This is a genomic window from Embleya sp. NPDC020630, assembly GCF_044334985.1.
Lineage (GTDB): Bacteria > Actinomycetota > Actinomycetes > Streptomycetales > Streptomycetaceae > Embleya.
Map to the genome: position 1 here is coordinate 58798 of NZ_JBIRUB010000029.1, position 16336 is coordinate 75133.

Annotated in this window: 15 protein-coding genes; 7 read left to right on the forward strand and 8 right to left on the reverse strand. The window is 73.0% G+C overall.

Annotated features, from left to right (window positions below):
• Positions 1-16 precede the first annotated feature (16 nt).
• The 3 genes from ACH4XV_RS43790 (at position 17) to ACH4XV_RS43800 (ending at position 6156) form a co-directional block, all read left to right on the forward strand.
• Positions 17-1759, forward strand: a complete 1743-nt coding sequence (locus ACH4XV_RS43790) for an RNA ligase family protein (RefSeq protein ID WP_395799374.1) — start codon at positions 17-19, stop codon at positions 1757-1759.
• Positions 1759-4671: a poly(A) polymerase gene (locus ACH4XV_RS43795; RefSeq protein WP_395799376.1), complete on the forward strand. Its 2913-nt coding sequence runs from the start codon at positions 1759-1761 to the stop codon at positions 4669-4671. Before ACH4XV_RS43790 ends, ACH4XV_RS43795 begins: the two co-directional genes overlap by 1 nt.
• A 213-nt stretch (positions 4672-4884) precedes the next feature.
• A complete protein-coding gene (locus ACH4XV_RS43800) occupies positions 4885-6156 on the forward strand; it encodes a cytochrome P450 (protein ID WP_395799378.1) in 1272 nt (423 codons plus the stop codon).
• Here ACH4XV_RS43800 and ACH4XV_RS43805 read toward each other — a convergent pair.
• From ACH4XV_RS43805 to ACH4XV_RS43820, 4 genes are all read right to left on the reverse strand, one after another.
• A complete protein-coding gene (locus ACH4XV_RS43805) occupies positions 6136-6951 on the reverse strand; it encodes an ABC transporter ATP-binding protein (RefSeq protein WP_395799425.1) in 816 nt (271 codons plus the stop codon). The genes ACH4XV_RS43800 and ACH4XV_RS43805 overlap by 21 nt on opposite strands.
• A 32-nt stretch (positions 6952-6983) precedes the next feature.
• On the reverse strand, positions 6984-7976 hold the full coding sequence (locus ACH4XV_RS43810; RefSeq protein ID WP_395799380.1) for a FecCD family ABC transporter permease: 993 nt from the start codon (positions 7974-7976) through the stop codon (positions 6984-6986).
• Between the two features lie 149 nt (positions 7977-8125).
• On the reverse strand, positions 8126-9268 hold the full coding sequence (locus ACH4XV_RS43815) for an ABC transporter substrate-binding protein (protein ID WP_395799427.1): 1143 nt from the start codon (positions 9266-9268) through the stop codon (positions 8126-8128).
• Between the two features lie 128 nt (positions 9269-9396).
• Positions 9397-10446, reverse strand: coding sequence for an aldo/keto reductase (locus ACH4XV_RS43820; RefSeq protein WP_395799382.1), 1050 nt, complete (start codon positions 10444-10446; stop codon positions 9397-9399).
• Positions 10447-10628: 182 nt separating this feature from the next.
• Between ACH4XV_RS43820 and ACH4XV_RS43825 the strand changes: the two genes are divergently transcribed.
• The 4 genes from ACH4XV_RS43825 (at position 10629) to ACH4XV_RS43840 (ending at position 12948) form a co-directional block, all read left to right on the forward strand.
• Positions 10629-11168 (forward strand): MerR family transcriptional regulator, encoded by a 540-nt coding sequence (locus ACH4XV_RS43825; protein WP_395799384.1) that lies wholly within the window; start codon positions 10629-10631, stop codon positions 11166-11168.
• A 33-nt stretch (positions 11169-11201) separates the two neighbouring features.
• Positions 11202-11831 (forward strand): TetR/AcrR family transcriptional regulator, encoded by a 630-nt coding sequence (locus ACH4XV_RS43830; RefSeq protein ID WP_395799386.1) that lies wholly within the window; start codon positions 11202-11204, stop codon positions 11829-11831.
• 4 nt (positions 11832-11835) lie between these two features.
• The gene (locus ACH4XV_RS43835) at positions 11836-12561 is read left to right on the forward strand and encodes a hypothetical protein (RefSeq protein WP_395799388.1); all 726 of its coding nucleotides are present in this window, start codon (positions 11836-11838) and stop codon (positions 12559-12561) included.
• A gap of 96 nt (positions 12562-12657) precedes the next feature.
• Positions 12658-12948, forward strand: a complete 291-nt coding sequence (locus tag ACH4XV_RS43840; protein WP_380003743.1) for a type II toxin-antitoxin system RelE/ParE family toxin — start codon at positions 12658-12660, stop codon at positions 12946-12948.
• A gap of 63 nt (positions 12949-13011) precedes the next feature.
• Here ACH4XV_RS43840 and ACH4XV_RS43845 read toward each other — a convergent pair whose 3' ends face one another.
• From ACH4XV_RS43845 to ACH4XV_RS43860, 4 genes are all read right to left on the reverse strand, one after another.
• Entirely contained in the window at positions 13012-13800 is a 789-nt protein-coding gene (locus tag ACH4XV_RS43845) for a class I SAM-dependent methyltransferase (protein ID WP_395799390.1), read from the reverse strand.
• 119 nt (positions 13801-13919) lie between these two features.
• A complete protein-coding gene (locus ACH4XV_RS43850; protein ID WP_395799392.1) occupies positions 13920-15212 on the reverse strand; it encodes an RNA polymerase sigma factor in 1293 nt (430 codons plus the stop codon).
• 5 nt (positions 15213-15217) lie between these two features.
• Positions 15218-15568, reverse strand: a complete 351-nt coding sequence (locus ACH4XV_RS43855; RefSeq protein WP_395799394.1) for a YciI family protein — start codon at positions 15566-15568, stop codon at positions 15218-15220.
• A 135-nt stretch (positions 15569-15703) separates the two neighbouring features.
• Positions 15704-16309: a TetR/AcrR family transcriptional regulator gene (locus ACH4XV_RS43860; protein ID WP_380003739.1), complete on the reverse strand. Its 606-nt coding sequence runs from the start codon at positions 16307-16309 to the stop codon at positions 15704-15706.
• Positions 16310-16336 lie beyond the last annotated feature (27 nt).

Genomic DNA, 16336 nt, shown 5'->3' on the forward strand with positions numbered 1-16336 from the left:
CCGGAGCGGAGGGGACATGCGTACGCACTATCCCCGCACCCCCCACGTCCCCTGGTCCCCGGGCGCCGGCGCCGACGACATCCGGTCGGGCGATCTGTCCGCGCTCCGCGGCCTCGAGGTCGTGGTCACCGAGAAGCTCGACGGCGAGAACACCACGCTCTACCCCGACGGGCTGCACGCGCGCTCGCTCGACTCGCAGCACCACCCCTCCCGCACCTGGGTCAAGGGGCTCCAGGGCCGGATCGGCGCGCGGATCCCGGCCGGGTGGCGGGTGTGCGGGGAGAACATGTACGCGCGCCACTCGCTCGGCTACGACTCGCTGGCGAGTTGGTTCTACGGCTTCTCGGTCTGGGCCGGCGAGGACTGTCTCGGCTGGGACGAGAGCACGCGCTTCCTGCGCCGTCTGGGCATACCGACCCCGCCGGTGTTGTGGCGCGGCGTGTTCGACGAACGCGCGTTGCGCGCGATCCGGCTCGACCCCGCGCGTCGGGAGGGCTTCGTCGTGCGCTCCGTCGAGGGCTTCCCCCGCGCGGAGTTCGGCCGCCGCGTGGCCAAATGGGTGCGCCGCGGCCACGTGCAGACCGACACACACTGGATGCACGCCGCCGTGATCCCCAACGGCCTCGGCCCGAACGCCGTGCTCTGGGACGTGCGTTCCGGCGCCGAGCCCGACCTCCCCGCCCTGTTCCGCCTCCTGGGCCGGGACGAACCCACCCCCGCCACCATCGAGTTGGCGGCCGACGCCTGCGCCCGCGTCGACGTCCTGGGCCGCTCCGGCGACGCCCGACTGACCGGCGTACTCGCCGCCGCCCTGCACACCGAGCCCCGCGCCGCCCTCGCCGCCGAATCGGCAGCGGTCCTCGGCATGCCCGCGGCCCGCCGGATCGCCGACCTGGTCGGCCTCCAGGCCCTGCTGCGCCGCCCGTTCCCGGACGACGAACGCCCGCGCGGGCTGGCCAGGTTGGCGGTCGCCGCCGACCTGGGCGTGCTGCACGCGGTCGCCGGCGCCGTGTCGGCCGCCCGGACCGACCCCGACACCGCCCCGGCGGACGCCGCCGCGGAGTACGAGCGGGTCGAGTGGTCGGCGCTGCTCGCCGCCGACGCCGGCCTCACCGACGAGGCCCCCCTGGCGCCGCTGCGTACCCGGGCCCGCGCCGCGTTCGCCGACCTGCCGCCGGATGTGGCCGACCGCTGCTGGGCCGAACTGCGCGACGCCCACGCCAAGGGCTGGGCCATGCCGCCCGAGGCGACCCGCCGGCACTGGTCCGGGGACTTCCCCCGGCTGGTGCACCTGATCGGCCGCTCGGGCAGCGGCAAGAGCACCTACGCCCGCCGACTCCCCGACGTCGCCGCCCACATCGCCCTCGACGACCTGCGCGAGGCCCGCGGCGCCCGGGCCGACCAGCGCGCCAACGGCGACGTGTTGCGCGAGGGCCTGGATCGCCTCGACGCCGCGCTCGCCGCCGGGGGTACGGTGGTCTGGGACGCCACCTCGCTCACCGGCCCGCAACGGACCGCGGTGTCCGCCATCGCGCACCGCCGCAACGCGCTGACCACACACACCATCGTGCTGGTCGGCGAGGACGAGCTGACCGCTCGCAACGCCACGCGCGAACACCCGATCCCGCCGGCCGTACTCGCCGCGCAGGGACGCCGGTTCGCCCCGCCCTACCCCGGACAGGCGAGCCGGACCCGGTACATCGGTGCCGGCGGCACCGTCGACGACGTCGCCGGCTCCCTGGACGCGGAGGAGGCGTGATGCGTACCAGCGAGGAGATCTACCACCGGGTGCGCTGGGACCCCCGTTTCGACCCGGCCCGCTTCGTCCTGGCGGTCAGCCGACGCGGCGCCGAGCCGAAACGCATCGCGCTGCCCGCGTTCGTCCCCGGCGGGGACATCCCGTGGCATCGGGTGTTGCGCATCGAGGCGGACGGCGAGGTGGTGTGGGATCGGGCCGAACGTGTGGACCGGATCGACACCTGCACCGTCGGCCGCGCACACGACCCGCGCCGCCTGCGCGCACCCTTCTTCACCGCACGCGAACCGTACGCGTTCGACCCGGCCAAGGGCCGCTGGCTGCCCGTGCCCGCACCGACAACCCCGGCGACATCAACAGCCGCGCCCAATCCCGGTGCCCCCGCCCGCATCCGTGTGCTGACCTGGAACACCCTCTGGGACCGCTACGACGCCGACCGCATCGACACCGCCCGCCGCCGACCACGCCTGCTCACCGCGCTGGCGGCGGCCGACGCGGACGTGATCGCGCTCCAGGAGGTCGAACCCGACCTGATCGCGCTGCTCACCGCCGAGCCGTGGCTGCGCGCGGCGTACACGATGGATACCGATCCCGCCGGCCGGGACATCGCCGACAGCGGACTGGTCCTGCTCAGCCGACTGCCGGTGCGCGAGGCCGGACGACACGTACTGGGCCCGTTCAAGGCCGTGGCGGCGATCACCGTGGACACCGGCGCCACGCCGCTGGTCGTCGCCGTCACCCACCTGACCAGCGACCACGCCCAGGACGGGCCCGGTCGCCGCCGCGTCGAACTCGCCGCGCTCGCCGACGGGTTCGCGGGCGTACCGGACGACCTGGTCGTGGTCGGCGACTTCAACGACGGCGACGCGGGCCCGACCGGCCCCGCCGCCGCGCTCGGGCTGACCGACGCGTGGACGCAGGTACACGGCCCCGACGACCACACGCCCACCTTCGACCCGGGCGTCAACCCGCTCGCGGCCATCGGCTCCCGCACCGGCCGCGCCGCACGCCTGGACCGAATCCTGCTCCGCGCGGGCACCTGGCGCACCGAAACGGCGGTGCTCCGAGGGGACGAGCCCGACCCCGACGGCCTGTACATCTCCGACCACTTCGGCGTCCAGGCCGACCTCGTGACCGGCGCCGACACCCGTACCGCCGTCCTCGACGCGGCCCCGACGGCACGCACCGCGCTGGCCTGGCTGCCTCCGAAGCACCTGTGGCCGGACCTCCAGTCCCTCCGCCGCGCCCACGACCCGCAGGTGGACCGCTGGCCGCCGCACGTCAACATCCTCTTCGGCTTCGTCCCGGAGGCCGCCTTCACCCGCGCCGCCCCGCTGCTCACCGCCGCGGCAGCACAAGTGGCCCCATTCGCCGCGGACTTGTCCGGCGTACACACCTTCGGCCACCGCGAGGACGCCACCGTCTGGCTCGATCCCGCGGCGGCCGACGAGGACGCGTGGGCGCATCTCCACCAAACCTTCGCCCGCCACTTCCCCAACTGCCACGCGCACGGCAGGCCCTACACCCCGCACCTGACCCTGGGCCGCAGCACCAACCCCCAGCAAGCGGCGGCCACGTGCGCGGCCCGCCTGAGCCCGACGTCCGCCCGGGTCGACACCCTGGTCCTCCTCTCCCGCCGAGGCGACGAACCCATGCGCCCCAGGGCCCTCTTGACCCTGGGCACGGGAACCCTGACGTGGCTACCGGAGCACCCGGACAACAACGCCGACACCCACGGGCCGTCCCTGCCCACCGACGCGAAACGGGACGCGCACGCGCGTCGGATCGCTCGCCGCATCGCGGGGGCGTTGGACGAGGGGGTCGTGTCCGTGGTCGGCTCCCGGCGGATGGGCTGCGCCGCCCCCGACGCGGACCTGGACCTCGTCCTGGCCCTGCCCGGCACGATCGACCTCGGCGAGGTGGCGGCCCGGGTCGCCACCGCCCTGCCCGAGGCCGGCGGCATCCGCCCCGTGATCGGCGCCCGCGTGCCCGGACTGCGCCTGAGCGTCGGTGACATGACCACGGACCTCGTACTGGTCGGCACCGGACGCATCCCGCCCGCCGACGCGGTGGACCGCCGCGCCGAACTCGGCGAACCGGCGGCCGTCGCGCTGAGCGCGGTCACCGACGCCGACGCGATCCTGAGCGCGGTCGGCGCGGCACACGCGAGGTTCGCCGTACTGTCCCGGCAGGTCAAAGCCTGGGCGCACGCACGCGGCCTGGACTGCGCCCCCTTCGGCGGACTCCCGGGCGTGGCCTGGTCGATACTCGCCGCCCGAACCACCATCGACGCCGCACCCGACGCCACCGAAGACGACCTGCTCCGAGACTTCTTCGCCGGCTGGGCCGCATGGGACTGGCGCACCCCGGTAAGCCTCACCCACCGCGGCACCCACCCGGAACCCGCCGGCACCGCCGGCACCGCCGGCGCCGAAGCACCGATGTCGATCCTTACACCGAGTCACCCGGTGCGCTCCTGCACCGAACAGGTGGGCTCCGGCGGCCGCGACCTCCTGACCGACGAGTTGTACCGCGCGTGGGAGATCCTGACCGGCGCGGAGTCCGACGGCACCGACCCGTGGTCCGAGGCGACCGAACCACCCCCGCTGCACCGCCGCCACGCGGCCTGGCTGGTCCTGACCGTACTCCCCTCCTCCCCCGACGAGTTCGCGGCGACGACCGGGCGGCTCCGGGGCCGCGTGCGCTCGTTGCTCAGACTCCTCGAGGAGGCCGGCATCCGGGACGCCCATGCCTGGCCCCGCCCGTTCGACGCGGGCACCCGCTACGCCATCGGCCTCGGTACAGCCCCGCCCATCGCCGCCGACCTGACCAAGTGCACCGACCGCTGGTCCCGTTCCCTGCCGGGCGTCACCCTCACCCACACCGACGGCGGCGCGATCCAAACCCTCACCTGATTCCCGGCCGCCCCGCTCGTCACGCCTCCCGCCGGATTCGCACCGATTCGATGTCTTCGCACGGTTGTCATACCTCGCCGCGAGGCGTAGAAGAGAGAGCAACGCACCGCCGGGGGGATTCGGTGTGCTTGGCGCTCCGCTTCGCGAACTCCTTCACCAAGTGCCGCTCGGCCCGGCGGTGATCCCGGACGTTCCCCGCGAAGGGAGCCAGGCATGTCGGCAGAGCCCGTCCATCGATGCCCCGTTCTCGACCCCACCGCCCGAGCCGCACACGCGGAGGCCGCCGCGCTGCGCGCGCGGGGCCCGGCCGTGCTGATCGAACTCCCGGGCGGCGTAAAGGCCTGGGCCATCACCCGGCACAGCGTCATCCAGGCGCTGACGCTCGACCCCCGAGTCTCCCGCGACTTTCGTCGGCACTGGCCGGGACTGGCCGACGTACCCGCCGGATGGCCACTCGCCCCGGTCGCGCTCCAGCAGGGCTTCGTCAACCGATACGGCGAGGACCATCGCCGCCGGCGCGCCCACGTCGCCCCGTCGTTCGCTCCGCGCCGCGTGCACCGTATGCGGCCACAGGTCCAGGCGACCGCGGATCGCCTGGTCGACGCGATCGCCGCGGTCCCGCCCGGGGAGAGCGTCGACATCCGCCGCACGTTGTCCCTGCCGCTGACCATGACGGTCATCTGCGACCTGCTGGGCGTGCCCGACAGCATGCGCCACACCCTCGGTGCCGCGATCGACGCGATCCTGGACACCGCGGCCGACGCCGCCACGGCAATCGCCTACCAGGTCGAACTCCAGGCCAGATTGAACGAGTTTCTGGACTACAAGCAACAAAACCCCGGCCTCGACGTGACCACCGACCTCCTGGCCACGACGGAGGACCGGACCGCCGGCGCCACCACCGGCACGACCCCACCCGTTCGTCAGGAACTGCTCGACTCGCTCTTCCTCATGCTCGGCGCCGGCTACGAAACCTCGGTGAACCTGATCACCAGTGCCCTGCACTCGCTGCTCTCCCACCCCGAACACCTGGACCGGCTCCGGGCGAAGACCATCGACTGGGACGACATCATCGAGGAAACACTGCGCCATAACGGCCCGGTCATGTTCCTCCCCATGCGCTACGCGATCGAGGACATCGACTTGGGCGAGGGAGTCACCATTCCCCGGGGCGACCCGATCATCATCGGCTTCGCCGCCGCAGGCCGGGACCCCGCCGTGCATCCGAACGCCCCCGACACCTTCGACCCCACCCGTGCCGACAAGTCCCACCTGGCCTTCGGCCACGGCCCGCACTACTGCCTGGGCGCCCACCTGGCCCGCCTGGAAGCCGAAGTGGCCCTGACCACGCTGTTCGACCGCCTGCCCCACCTGGCCCTGACCCGCCCCGACCTCCCCCCGCCCCCGGTCCCCTCCCTCCTGGTCAACGGCCCGGCCCACCTGCACATCACCCCCACCCCGGTGTCACCGGCGCAGGCCGGGTGATCCGACCGCCATCGCCGCCGGCGGAGCCGTGCTCCGGTGGTCGACGGCGATCAGGAGGTCACCCGTCAAGGGGTGGTCCAGAACGGCCGCCCTGATGCCGAAGACCTCGGCCAGCAGGGCCGGGGTCAGCACCTCCCTCGGGGTGCCCGACGCGCGGACCCGGCCCTCGTGCAGCACGTGCAGGCGGTCGCAGACCGAGGCCGCCGCGTTGAGGTCGTGCAGGGCGATCAGCGTCGTGCGGTCCTGGGCCCGGAGGAGGGTGAGGAGTTCGACCTGATGGCGCACGTCCAGGTGGTTGGTCGGTTCGTCCAGGACCAGGACATCCGGCTCCTGGGCCAACGCCCGGGCCAGCAGCACCCGTTGGCGTTCGCCACCGGACAGGGTGGCGAACCGGCGGCCCTGGTGCTCCTCCACGCCGGTTTGCACCAGCGCGATCAGGACCGCCGCGCGGTCGGCGGCGCTGTCCCCCGCGAACGCCTTCTGGTACGGGGTGCGTCCCATCGCGACCACCTCACGCACCGTGAACTCGAAGTCGCTCGCCCGCTCCTGCGGCAGGGCCGCCACGTGCCGGGCCGCCGCGGCCGGGGTCATCGAACGCAGGTCGCGCTCGCCGAGGAGGACCCGGCCGCCCTGCGGCTTCAGGTGGCGGTAGACCGTGCGCAGCAGGGTGGACTTGCCGCTGCCGTTGGGGCCGACCAAACCGGTGATCTCCCCGGCGGCGGCGATCAGTTCGACACCGGCCAGGATGTCCCGCCCGGCCAGCACGACCCGCAGGTCCTCGACGGTGATTCGCATCGCGTCGTCGGCGGCGGCCGTTGCCTCACCACTCATCGGGTCTCCAACCGTCGATCGAGCAGGAGCAGCAGCACCGGTGCGCCGATCACGGCCGTGACCACGCCGATCGGCAACTCCTGGGTGCCGATCGCCGTTCGGGCCAGGGTGTCGACCGCGACCAGCAACACCGCGCCGAACAGCGCCGACACCGGCAACAATCGACGATGGTCGCCGCCGATCAGCAACCGGCACACGTGCGGGACCATCAGCCCGACGAAGCCGATAGCCCCCGACACCGAGACCAGCACACCGGTCAACACGCTGGTCACCGCGAACAGCTCGCGCCGCAGCCGGGCCACGTCCACACCCAGCCCGGCGGCCGTCTCGTCGCCCATCAGGAGCGCGTTCAGCGCGCGGGCGCGGGCCTGGAGCACGATCAGGCCGAGCCCGACGGCGGCCGTCGGCAGCGCCAACTGCTCCCACTGGGCGCCGCTCAGACTGCCCATCAGCCAGAACAGCACACCGCGCGTCTGCTGTTCGTCGCCCGCCTGCAGGACCAGGAAACTGGTGAACCCGGACAGGAACTGACCCACCCCGATCCCGGCCAACACCAGCCGCAGCGGGGAGAATCCGCCGCCGCGCCGGGCCAGCGCCCACACCAGCGCGAAGGCCGCCAGCGCGCCGGCGAAGGCCGAGGCGGACAGGCCCCAGCCGAGCACACCGCCCGTGCCCGCCCCGAGCACGATCACCGCGATCGCGCCCAGCGAGGCGCCGGAGGAGATGCCGAGCAGGTACGGATCGGCCAACGGATTGCGCACCAAGGCCTGCACGGCGGTGCCGACCAGGCCAAGCCCCGCGCCCACCACGGCGGCCAACAGGGCTCGTGGCAGCCGGAGTTGCCATACGATCAGGTCCCGCGTACCGGCCTCCGGCCGCTCACCCCGCAACCGCCGCCCGACCACCGACCACACCTCGCCGAACGGGATGTCCACCGACCCGAACGACACCGCCGACGTCAACGCGACGACCAGCAACACCGCCAGCACCGCAACGACCCACGCCGTACGGGCCGTCCGCGCCGGACCGGCCGAATCACCCGCACGGCCGGAGCCGGCGACATCGGCGGACCCCGCCGAAACGACACCCCCGCCCGCACGACGGCGGCTCCGCAGTTCGGACACCGAACGCACCGCGCCTACCCCGCCGCCGGCGCGGAAGCCGAAGCGGAAGGCGAAGCCGTCCCGGGCCCGGCTCCGGACCCCGCGCCCGGCTTGACCAGATCCGGGTGAATCCGGCCCGCGATCTCCCGCACCGTGTCCGCGTTCCGCACCCCCGCGATCGTCGTCCGCTCCGACCCGACCCGGACGAATTTCCCGTCCCTGACCGCCGGCAGCCCCTTCGTCGCGTCGAACGTGCGCAGGAAACGTTCCGCCTCGTCGAACGCCTTCGCGTTGGCGTCCGCGCCGCCCTTGTCCCGCACACCGAGCTGGATCCAGTCCGGGTTCTTCCCGACCACGTCCTCCCAGGACACGGGCTTGAAGTCGCCGGCGCAGTCGGCGAACACGTTGCGCGCACCCGCCTGGGTGATCACCGCGTTGGCGACCTGCTTGCCGCAGACCGCGATCGGCTGCTTGGTCCCGGCGTCGAAGTCGAAGAAGAAGTACGTCGGCCGCCGGTCCTGCGGCACGCCGGCGAGTGCGCCGCGAACCGTGCCGACGGTCTGCCGCATGCCCGCGACCAGTTCCTCCGCCCGGGCCGAAGTGCCGGTGACCGCGCCGAGTTGCCTGATGTCCGCCTCGACCTCGGCCAGATCCTCCTGCGCGCCCGCACGTTTGCTCGCACACGCGGTGGACTTGAGGTAGATGTGCTTGATCCCGGCCGCCGCGAACTCCTTCGGCGACGGCCCGGAGCCCATCGCCCCCATGCCGCTCATGTCGGCGAAGGTGTCGATGTACAAGTCGGCCCCTGAGCCGAGCAGTTGCTCCTTGGGGATGACCATGTCGCCGAGCACCTCGACCCGTTCGGCCTGCGCGGCGAAGGGCGCCGGCATGGTGCCCTTGCGCGGCGGGAAACCGGTGCCCACCACACGATCGCCCGCGCCGAGCCAGAACAACATCTCCAGGCTGGACGCATTGCTCGTGACCACCTTCTTCGGCGCCGCGGTGAACGTCGTCTCGGCCCCGGCACAGTCGGTCACCTTCACCGGGAAGCCGGCCGACCCGGCGTCGCCCGACCGTGCCGCCGAGGCGGACGCTCCCGACCCCACCTCGGCCGTCTTGCCGGAGTCACCGCCACACCCCGCCGCGAACAACGCCACCACGGCGGCCACGCCGCACACCTTGCTCGCCCGCACAGATTCGCTCCCCAGAAGTACCGTCAGGCGGCCCGCGAAGGCGGACCCGGGGAGTCAGTCGGGCTGGACGACCGGGAAGTTCCCGAGGAGAGCGGGTTCGACACCGACACGCGTCACCCCGCCGCCCGCTCCCCCACCGCCCGCCGCCGCAGCGCACTGCGGGCCACTGCCGGATGGGTCCACGCGCCGTCCGGGTGGTAGACGTTCGTCCCCGGCGGCACGATCTCGTCGATCCGGTCCAGCGTCGCGTCGTCCAGCACCAGCGAGGCGCCCTTGATCGCCGCCATCGCCTGCTCCATGGTGCGCGGCCCGATGACGACCGAGGTGACCGCCGGGTGCGCGGTCGGGAACGCCACCGCCAGCTCCGGCAGCGTGCAGCCGATCTCCTCGGCCAGCTCGACCAGTCGCTCGACGATGTCGAGCTTGGTGACGTTCACCGGCAGGGTCGGGTCGAACCGCCCGGGGTTGAGCCGGGCCCGACCCGAGGTCAGATCGATCGGCGCGTCCTTGCGATAACGGCCGGTGAGGAACCCGGAGGCGAGCGGGCCCCAGGTCAGTACGCCCATGCCCAACCGTTCGCACACCGGGAGCAGCGACGCCTCGATGCCCCGGGCCAGGATCGAATACGGCGGCTGCTCGGTCCGGAACCGGTACAGCCCACGCCGCTCCGCCACGTGATACGCCTCCACCACGTCCTCGGCCGGGAACGTCGAGCAGCCGAACGCCCGGATCTTGCCCTGCCGGACCAGATCGGTCAGGACGGCCAGGGTCTCCTCGATGTCGGTCGAGTCGTCGGGGCGGTGGATCTGGTACAGGTCGATGCGATCCGTCCCGAGCCGACGCAGGCTGTCCTCGACCGCGGTCAGGATCCAACGCCGCGAGTTGCCGCCACGATTGACGCCCTCGCCCATCGGAAAGTGCCCCTTGGTGGCCAGCACCACGTCGTCCCGGCGACCGCGCAGCGCCTTGCCGACGATCTCCTCGCTCTCGCCCGCCGAGTACATGTCGGCCGTGTCCACGAAGTTGATGCCCTGGTCCAGCGCGGCGTGCACGATCCGGACGCAGTCGTCGTGATCGGGGTTGCCCACCGCGCCGAACATCATCGTGCCGAGCGCCTGCACGCTGACGTGCATCCCGGTGCGGCCGAGCGGGCGGTATCGCATGGTCGTGCTCCTTGTTCGTTCCTGGGTTCCCGGCCGGGGTCCCCCGACTGCCGGTGATACCCGGTGGCGGGCACGCTCGTACGGCCCGACCCGCCCCTCGGCGGGCCGGCGCGAGGCCCGCTCCGGTGCCCGGCAATCTATGAGCTGGACCCGACTCCAGGTCAAGCCCCATCCTGAGGCACGTGACGGAGAACCGCGGAAACAACCCCACGGACGACCGGCCGGCCGAGCACCCGGGCGACGACGCCCCGGACACCACCGGCGACCTGAGCATCGGCGAAGTCGCGGCCCGTACCGGCCTGACCATCGACACCCTGCGCTTCTACGAACGCGAGGGCATCCTGGCCAACCCGGTCCGGCGCGGCCCGGGTGGACGCCGCCGCTACGCCGAACACGACATCGCCTGGCTGAACATGTGCATCGTCCTGCGCGGCTCCGGCATGCCCATCCCGGCCATCCGCCACTACACCGAACTGGCTCGCGCCGGCGAGGGCACCGAACGCGAACGCCTGGCCATCCTCCGCGAGCACAAGACCCGAATCGCCGGCCAGATCGCCCAACTGCACCAGTGCATGGACCTGATCGGCTACAAGATCGGCGTCTACGAGGACTACCTCGCCGAATCCGAATCCGAACCCGAGCCCGAGCCCGAGCCCGAGCCCGACGCGAGCATCGGCGCGGCGAGCCATGACGCCGAAGGCAACACCGATGCTATTCTCTGACTGACCGATCAGTCATGGAAAGGCGGCGATCCCGTGGCCCGCACCACGGACCCCGAACGAGTCGCGCAGCGGCGCGAAACCATCGCCGTCGCCGCCGCCGCGCGCTTCGCGGAACAGGGGTTCGAGGCGACCACCGTGGCCGACATCGCCCGAGCCGCCGGAATGAGCGCGGCGAGCGTTTTCTACTACTTCCCCGACAAACGCGCCGTCTTCCGGGCCGTCTTCGAACGCGATCTGCCCCTCTCGCGCACGCTGATGGACCGCCACGCCGGCGCCGCGCACCCCACTGAGGCGATCCTCGACCTGGTCACCGACCTCGCGGCCGACGCCCGGGACCCGCACGCGGCCGGAATCCTCGTCGAACTGCTGCGCCAGATCGACCGGGACCCCGAACTGGTCGAGGTGATCGCCCGCACCGAAGCCGTGGTCCAGGAGGGCCTGGTCGGCCTGATCACCCGCGGCATCGCCGACGGCACCATCGATGCCGCGCTGGACCCGGCCGAGACGGCGACCTGGATTCGGAACCTGGTCGACGCGGTCTACCTGGGCGCCCACCCCGAGCGCGACGCGACACCGGCCCTGCGCCGCACCGTTGCCCGCTACCTGGCCCCGGAGCCGGATCCCGACCCGACGAACAACACCCGAGAAAGCGAGACGAAGTAAGACCATGGACGCGACAGCGGTCGACAAACAAGCCGTCACGATCCGGATGCCCCGGCTGTGGCTGTGGCTGATCGGCGTCGGCGCCGCCCTGCTCGGCTTCGGCGCGGGATTCGGGGTGGGCCCGCTGGTACGCGCCCTGCTGGACCTGACCGGCTCGGCCCCCGCCCCGCTGCGTCTGGCCGCGCGCCTGCCGACGGTGTGGGCGGTACCGGCGCTGACGCTGCTCGGCGCCGCAATCGGCGCCTGGATGGCGGCCGTCGCCCACCGGGAGAGCCCCGTCGTGACGGTGACCGCCGACCACATCGCGATCCACGTGGACGGCGCCGGCCTCCAGGTGCGTCGGGACCGGATCGACGCCGTGTTCACCGACGGCCGGGACCTGGTCGTCCTCGACGCCGCCGAGACCGAAGTGATCCGGGTCCGCGCCGGCGACCTGTCCACCGAACACCTGCGCGACGCCTTCGCCCGCTTCGCCTATCCCTGGCGCGGTACGACCGACCCGCGCGAGGCGGACTTCACCCCATGGGTCGACGGCACCCCCGACCTGGACGAAGCCACGCACGCCCTGCTGCGAACCCGCAAGCGCGCCCTGACCGACAAGCACCCCGGCGCGGCGGAGCAGGCCCTGGACGATCTCCGCGCCCGAGGTCTCGCCGTCCGCGACCGCAAGGGCGTCCAGCAGTACCGCCGCCGCGGCCGCCCACACCGCCCCGAGACGCGCGAGGGCTGACCGGAGCCGCCCACCCGCCCCCGCCCCGGTCTGGTCAGCGCGTCGGCCGGCGGCTACGGTCCCCTCAGGACCGGAACGCCAACGGAGGGGAGCGCCGTGAAGGCTCATCCGAGCGGCCCGTACCGCGTGGAGTACACCGAGACGGCCGCCGCCGTCCGCGACTCGCTGCCGCCCGAGCGCCGCGCGCAGCTCACCAAGGCCCTCCAGGTACTGGCCCGCGACCCGTACACCAAGGCCTCCGCCCCGATCGGCCCCGACGACGACACCCGTCAGGCGATGGTGGCACCGGCCCTGCTCATCGAGTACGGCGTCCTGCGCGGTGTCATGGTCGTCGTCGTGGTGACGGTCCTCGACGGCATGGAATTCCTCGGCGACACCGAGGACTGACCGAGGGCCGGGCGAGGACCGGGCAACACCGCACCCCACCTCCCACACCGCCCCGAAGCCCGCTCAGCGACGCGCCACCAACATCCGCGCCCGCGGCTCGTGATGCCACTCCCCCGCCACGGCCCGACGCAGGAACTCCTCGCGCAGCTCGGCCATGAACGCCTCGCCCCGGGCCAGGGTCAGCGCGCGCAGCGGACCGGAGCGGGTGAACGCGTCGAAGAAGGCCGCCGCGTCCGGGTGGGACATCGGGTACACCAGGTCCACGTCCCGCTCGATGGTCGCGCCCCGCCCCGTGATCGCGGCGAGGAGGCGCCCCTCCCAGGAGCGGTCGGACGCCGGCATCCGGGCCCGGATCACCTCGCCGAGCAGCGCGAACGGGCCGGTCTCCTCGATCCCGTCCGGCCAGAAGACCACCGCGAGCCGACCGCCCGGACGCAGCGCCCCGACCCACGACGCGAGCGCGTGATCCGGCTCGGGCAACTGCTGGAGCCCGAACACCGACACGATCGCCGCACACCGGCCCGACCACCGCGCGTCCAGGGTCGAGGCGTCGCCTTCGACGACCGTGACGCCGGGCCGGCCGGCCACCCGTTCCCGAGCCAGTCGCACCATGCCCGGGGAGAGGTCGATACCGACGATCTCCCGGTCGTCGAAGTCCTCGGCCAGCAGTTCGAGTTCGGGAAACGTGCCACAACACGGCACCAGGATCGGCCCGTCCGGCAACGACCCGACCGCGGTCACCGCCGCCCGTACCCACGGCGCGAAACGCGGCACGAAGTAGGCGTCGTACCCCTCCGCGGCCTCGTCCCAGCCCCGTGCCACCCGCGCAAGCCGCTCGGCCCGATCCTCCACGCCCGCACCCCTCGCCACGACCACCCGGGGCGATCCCCGCCCGGGACGGCCGAGCCCGACCGCGCCTCCATGATCGCGCCGGCGCCGCCGCCACCCGCCCGAGCCGCGCCGGACGAAGCTCACCCGTCCCGCGAACCGGCCTCCGCCGCCGCCAGCGCCCGCAACAAATGCGCCCGTTCCGGATCCGAGCCCACGTGCTCCAACGCCTCCCGATAGGCCACCACCGCCTCGGCGAACCGCCCGCACCGGTACAACAGCTCCGCCCGCGCCGCCGGATACGGATGATGCCCCCGCAACCTCGGCTCGTCCGCCAGCGCGTCCAGCAGCGCCAACCCCGCTTCCGGCCCGTCCCGCATCGCCACCGCCACCGCCCGGTTCAGCGCCACGATCGGCGACGGCGTGAGCGCGAACAGCACGTCGTACAGCGCCACCACCTGCGGCCAGTCCGTCGTGGTCGGATCCGCCGCCTCGTCGTGCAGCGCGGCGATCGCGGCCTGCACCCCGTACCGCCCGGGCGGCCCACCCGTCAGCGCCACCCGGACCAGCTCCCGGCCCTCCTCGATCATCGCCCGGTCCCACCGCCCCCGGTCCTGATCGGCCAACAACACCAGTGCCCCGGCCGCGTCGACCCGCGCCGCGCGGCGCGCGTGGATCAGCAACATCAGCCCGAGCAGCCCGGCCGGCTCCCGTTCGGCGGGCAGCAGCCGGCGCAGGATCCGGGCCAGCCGGATCGCCTCCTCCGCGAGGTCCGACCGCTGCAACGTCGGCCCCGAGCTGGCCGCGTACCCCTCGGTGAAGATCGAGTAGAGCACCTGGAGCACACCCGGCAACCGGGCCGGCAACTCGTCGACGCCGGGCACCCGGAACGGGATGCGGGCCTCGCGGATCTTCTTCTTCGCCCGGACGATCCGCTGGGCCATGGTCGCGGTCGGCACGAGGTACGCGCGGGCCACCTCGGGTGTGGTCAGCCCGGCCAGGCAGCGCAGCGTCAGCGCCCCGCGGTCTTCGGCGGGCAGGGCGGGATGCGCGCAGGTGAAGAACAGCTGGAGGCGCTCGTCGGGCAACTCGCCGTCGGCGTCGGCCGAGGGCGCCGGATCGGCCCGATCCGCCTCCACCTGCAACACGGCCAGCCGCGCGGCGTACGTCCGGTCCCGACGCAGCCGGTCCACCGCCCGCCGCCGGGCCGTCGTCAACAACCAGGCGCCGGGGCGCGTCGGTACGCCGTCGACCGGCCAGTGCACCAGCGCGGCCTCGATCGCCTCCGAGGCGACCTCCTCGGCCAGGTCCAGATCACCGAAGCGGCGCGCGAGGGAGGCAAGCAACCGGCCCCGTTCCTCGCGGAACACCGATTCCACCGAGGCGTCCACGCCCGCCCTCCCGGGTTCGTCGGGGCCGGCGGCTCGCTCGTCCATCGCGGTCAGACCGAGAAGTCGGCGATCGGCCGGACCACCATCGCGCCGCTGCCCCGCGCCCCGGGACACCGCGCGGCCCAGTCCAGCGCGACGTCCAGATCCGGCACGTCGATCACGTAGAACCCGCCCAACACCTCCCGGGACTCCGCGAACGGCCCGTCGGTCACGATCCGCTCACCGGCCTCGCCGACCCGCACCGTGGTCGCGGTGACCAGGTCAGCCAACGACTCCCCGGACACGAAGATGCCCGCGTCCTTGACTTCCTTGTCGTAGGCCATCCACTCCTCGACACCGCACTCGGGGGCCCCGCCCTCCGCGTCGACCGCACCGCTGTGGATCAGCAACATGTATTTCATGGTCCGACTCCCGTTTTGTCCGATGGTGTCCCGCCCGGCAGCCCGGGCCGGCCTGCCGCACACCAGAACGACGAACGGGAGACGGCCGGATCGACACGACCGGCGAAACTTTTCTCGACGCCCCTGGCGCGTGCGCTACCCCTCGCCCAACCCGTCGATCCACTCCAGCAGCCGCGCCCCCTGCACGACCATGATCTCCGGATCCCGGAGCGTGTTGGTCAGCAACGACATGCCCTGGTACGCGCCGACCAGGGCCATCGCCAACTCGCGCGCGTCGTCCCCGCGCCCCATCGCCCGGAATTGTTCCCCGGCCCAGTCCAGCAGCAGCCGCATGACGTCGGCGGCGAGCCGAGCCGGTTCGTCCTCGCGCTTGTCCAACTCCGACACCAGCGTGCCGAACGGGCACCCGTACCGCACCGCGAGGTCGCGCTCCCCCACCCAGCCCTCGACCAGGGCACGCAACCGCTCGCGCGGGGTGGGCAGTTCGGCCAGGGCCGCGATCAGTTCGCGCAGCCGCCGCTCGTGGTCGCCGACGGCGGCCTCGACGAGTTGGTCCTTGGTCCGGAAGTAGTAGTAGACGTTGCCCACCGGCACGTCGGCCTCGGCGGCGATGTCGGCCAGTGTGGTCCGCTCGACCCCCTGCCGATACACGACCTGCGCGGTCGCCGCGACCAACCGCTCCCGCTTTCCGGGCCTGCCGTCGGCCCGGCTCCGGCTCTTCTTCTGCACCGAGTCAGTCATCTCACTAACGACTATAGACAGGCCCCC

Excerpts from the sequence above, each read along its gene's own strand:
- ACH4XV_RS43790 (WP_395799374.1), top strand. The coding sequence starts at position 17 with ATGCGTACGCACTATCCCCGCACCCCCCACGTCCCCTGGTCCCCGGGC.
- ACH4XV_RS43795 (WP_395799376.1), top strand. The coding sequence starts at position 1,759 with ATGCGTACCAGCGAGGAGATCTACCACCGGGTGCGCTGGGACCCCCGT.
- ACH4XV_RS43800 (WP_395799378.1), top strand. The coding sequence starts at position 4,885 with ATGTCGGCAGAGCCCGTCCATCGATGCCCCGTTCTCGACCCCACCGCC.
- ACH4XV_RS43805 (WP_395799425.1), bottom strand. The coding sequence starts at position 6,951 with ATGCGAATCACCGTCGAGGACCTGCGGGTCGTGCTGGCCGGGCGGGAC.
- ACH4XV_RS43820 (WP_395799382.1), bottom strand. The coding sequence starts at position 10,446 with ATGCGATACCGCCCGCTCGGCCGCACCGGGATGCACGTCAGCGTGCAG.
- ACH4XV_RS43835 (WP_395799388.1), top strand. The coding sequence starts at position 11,836 with ATGGACGCGACAGCGGTCGACAAACAAGCCGTCACGATCCGGATGCCC.
- ACH4XV_RS43850 (WP_395799392.1), bottom strand. The coding sequence starts at position 15,212 with ATGGACGAGCGAGCCGCCGGCCCCGACGAACCCGGGAGGGCGGGCGTG.
- ACH4XV_RS43855 (WP_395799394.1), bottom strand. The coding sequence starts at position 15,568 with ATGAAATACATGTTGCTGATCCACAGCGGTGCGGTCGACGCGGAGGGC.
- ACH4XV_RS43860 (WP_380003739.1), bottom strand. The coding sequence starts at position 16,309 with ATGACTGACTCGGTGCAGAAGAAGAGCCGGAGCCGGGCCGACGGCAGG.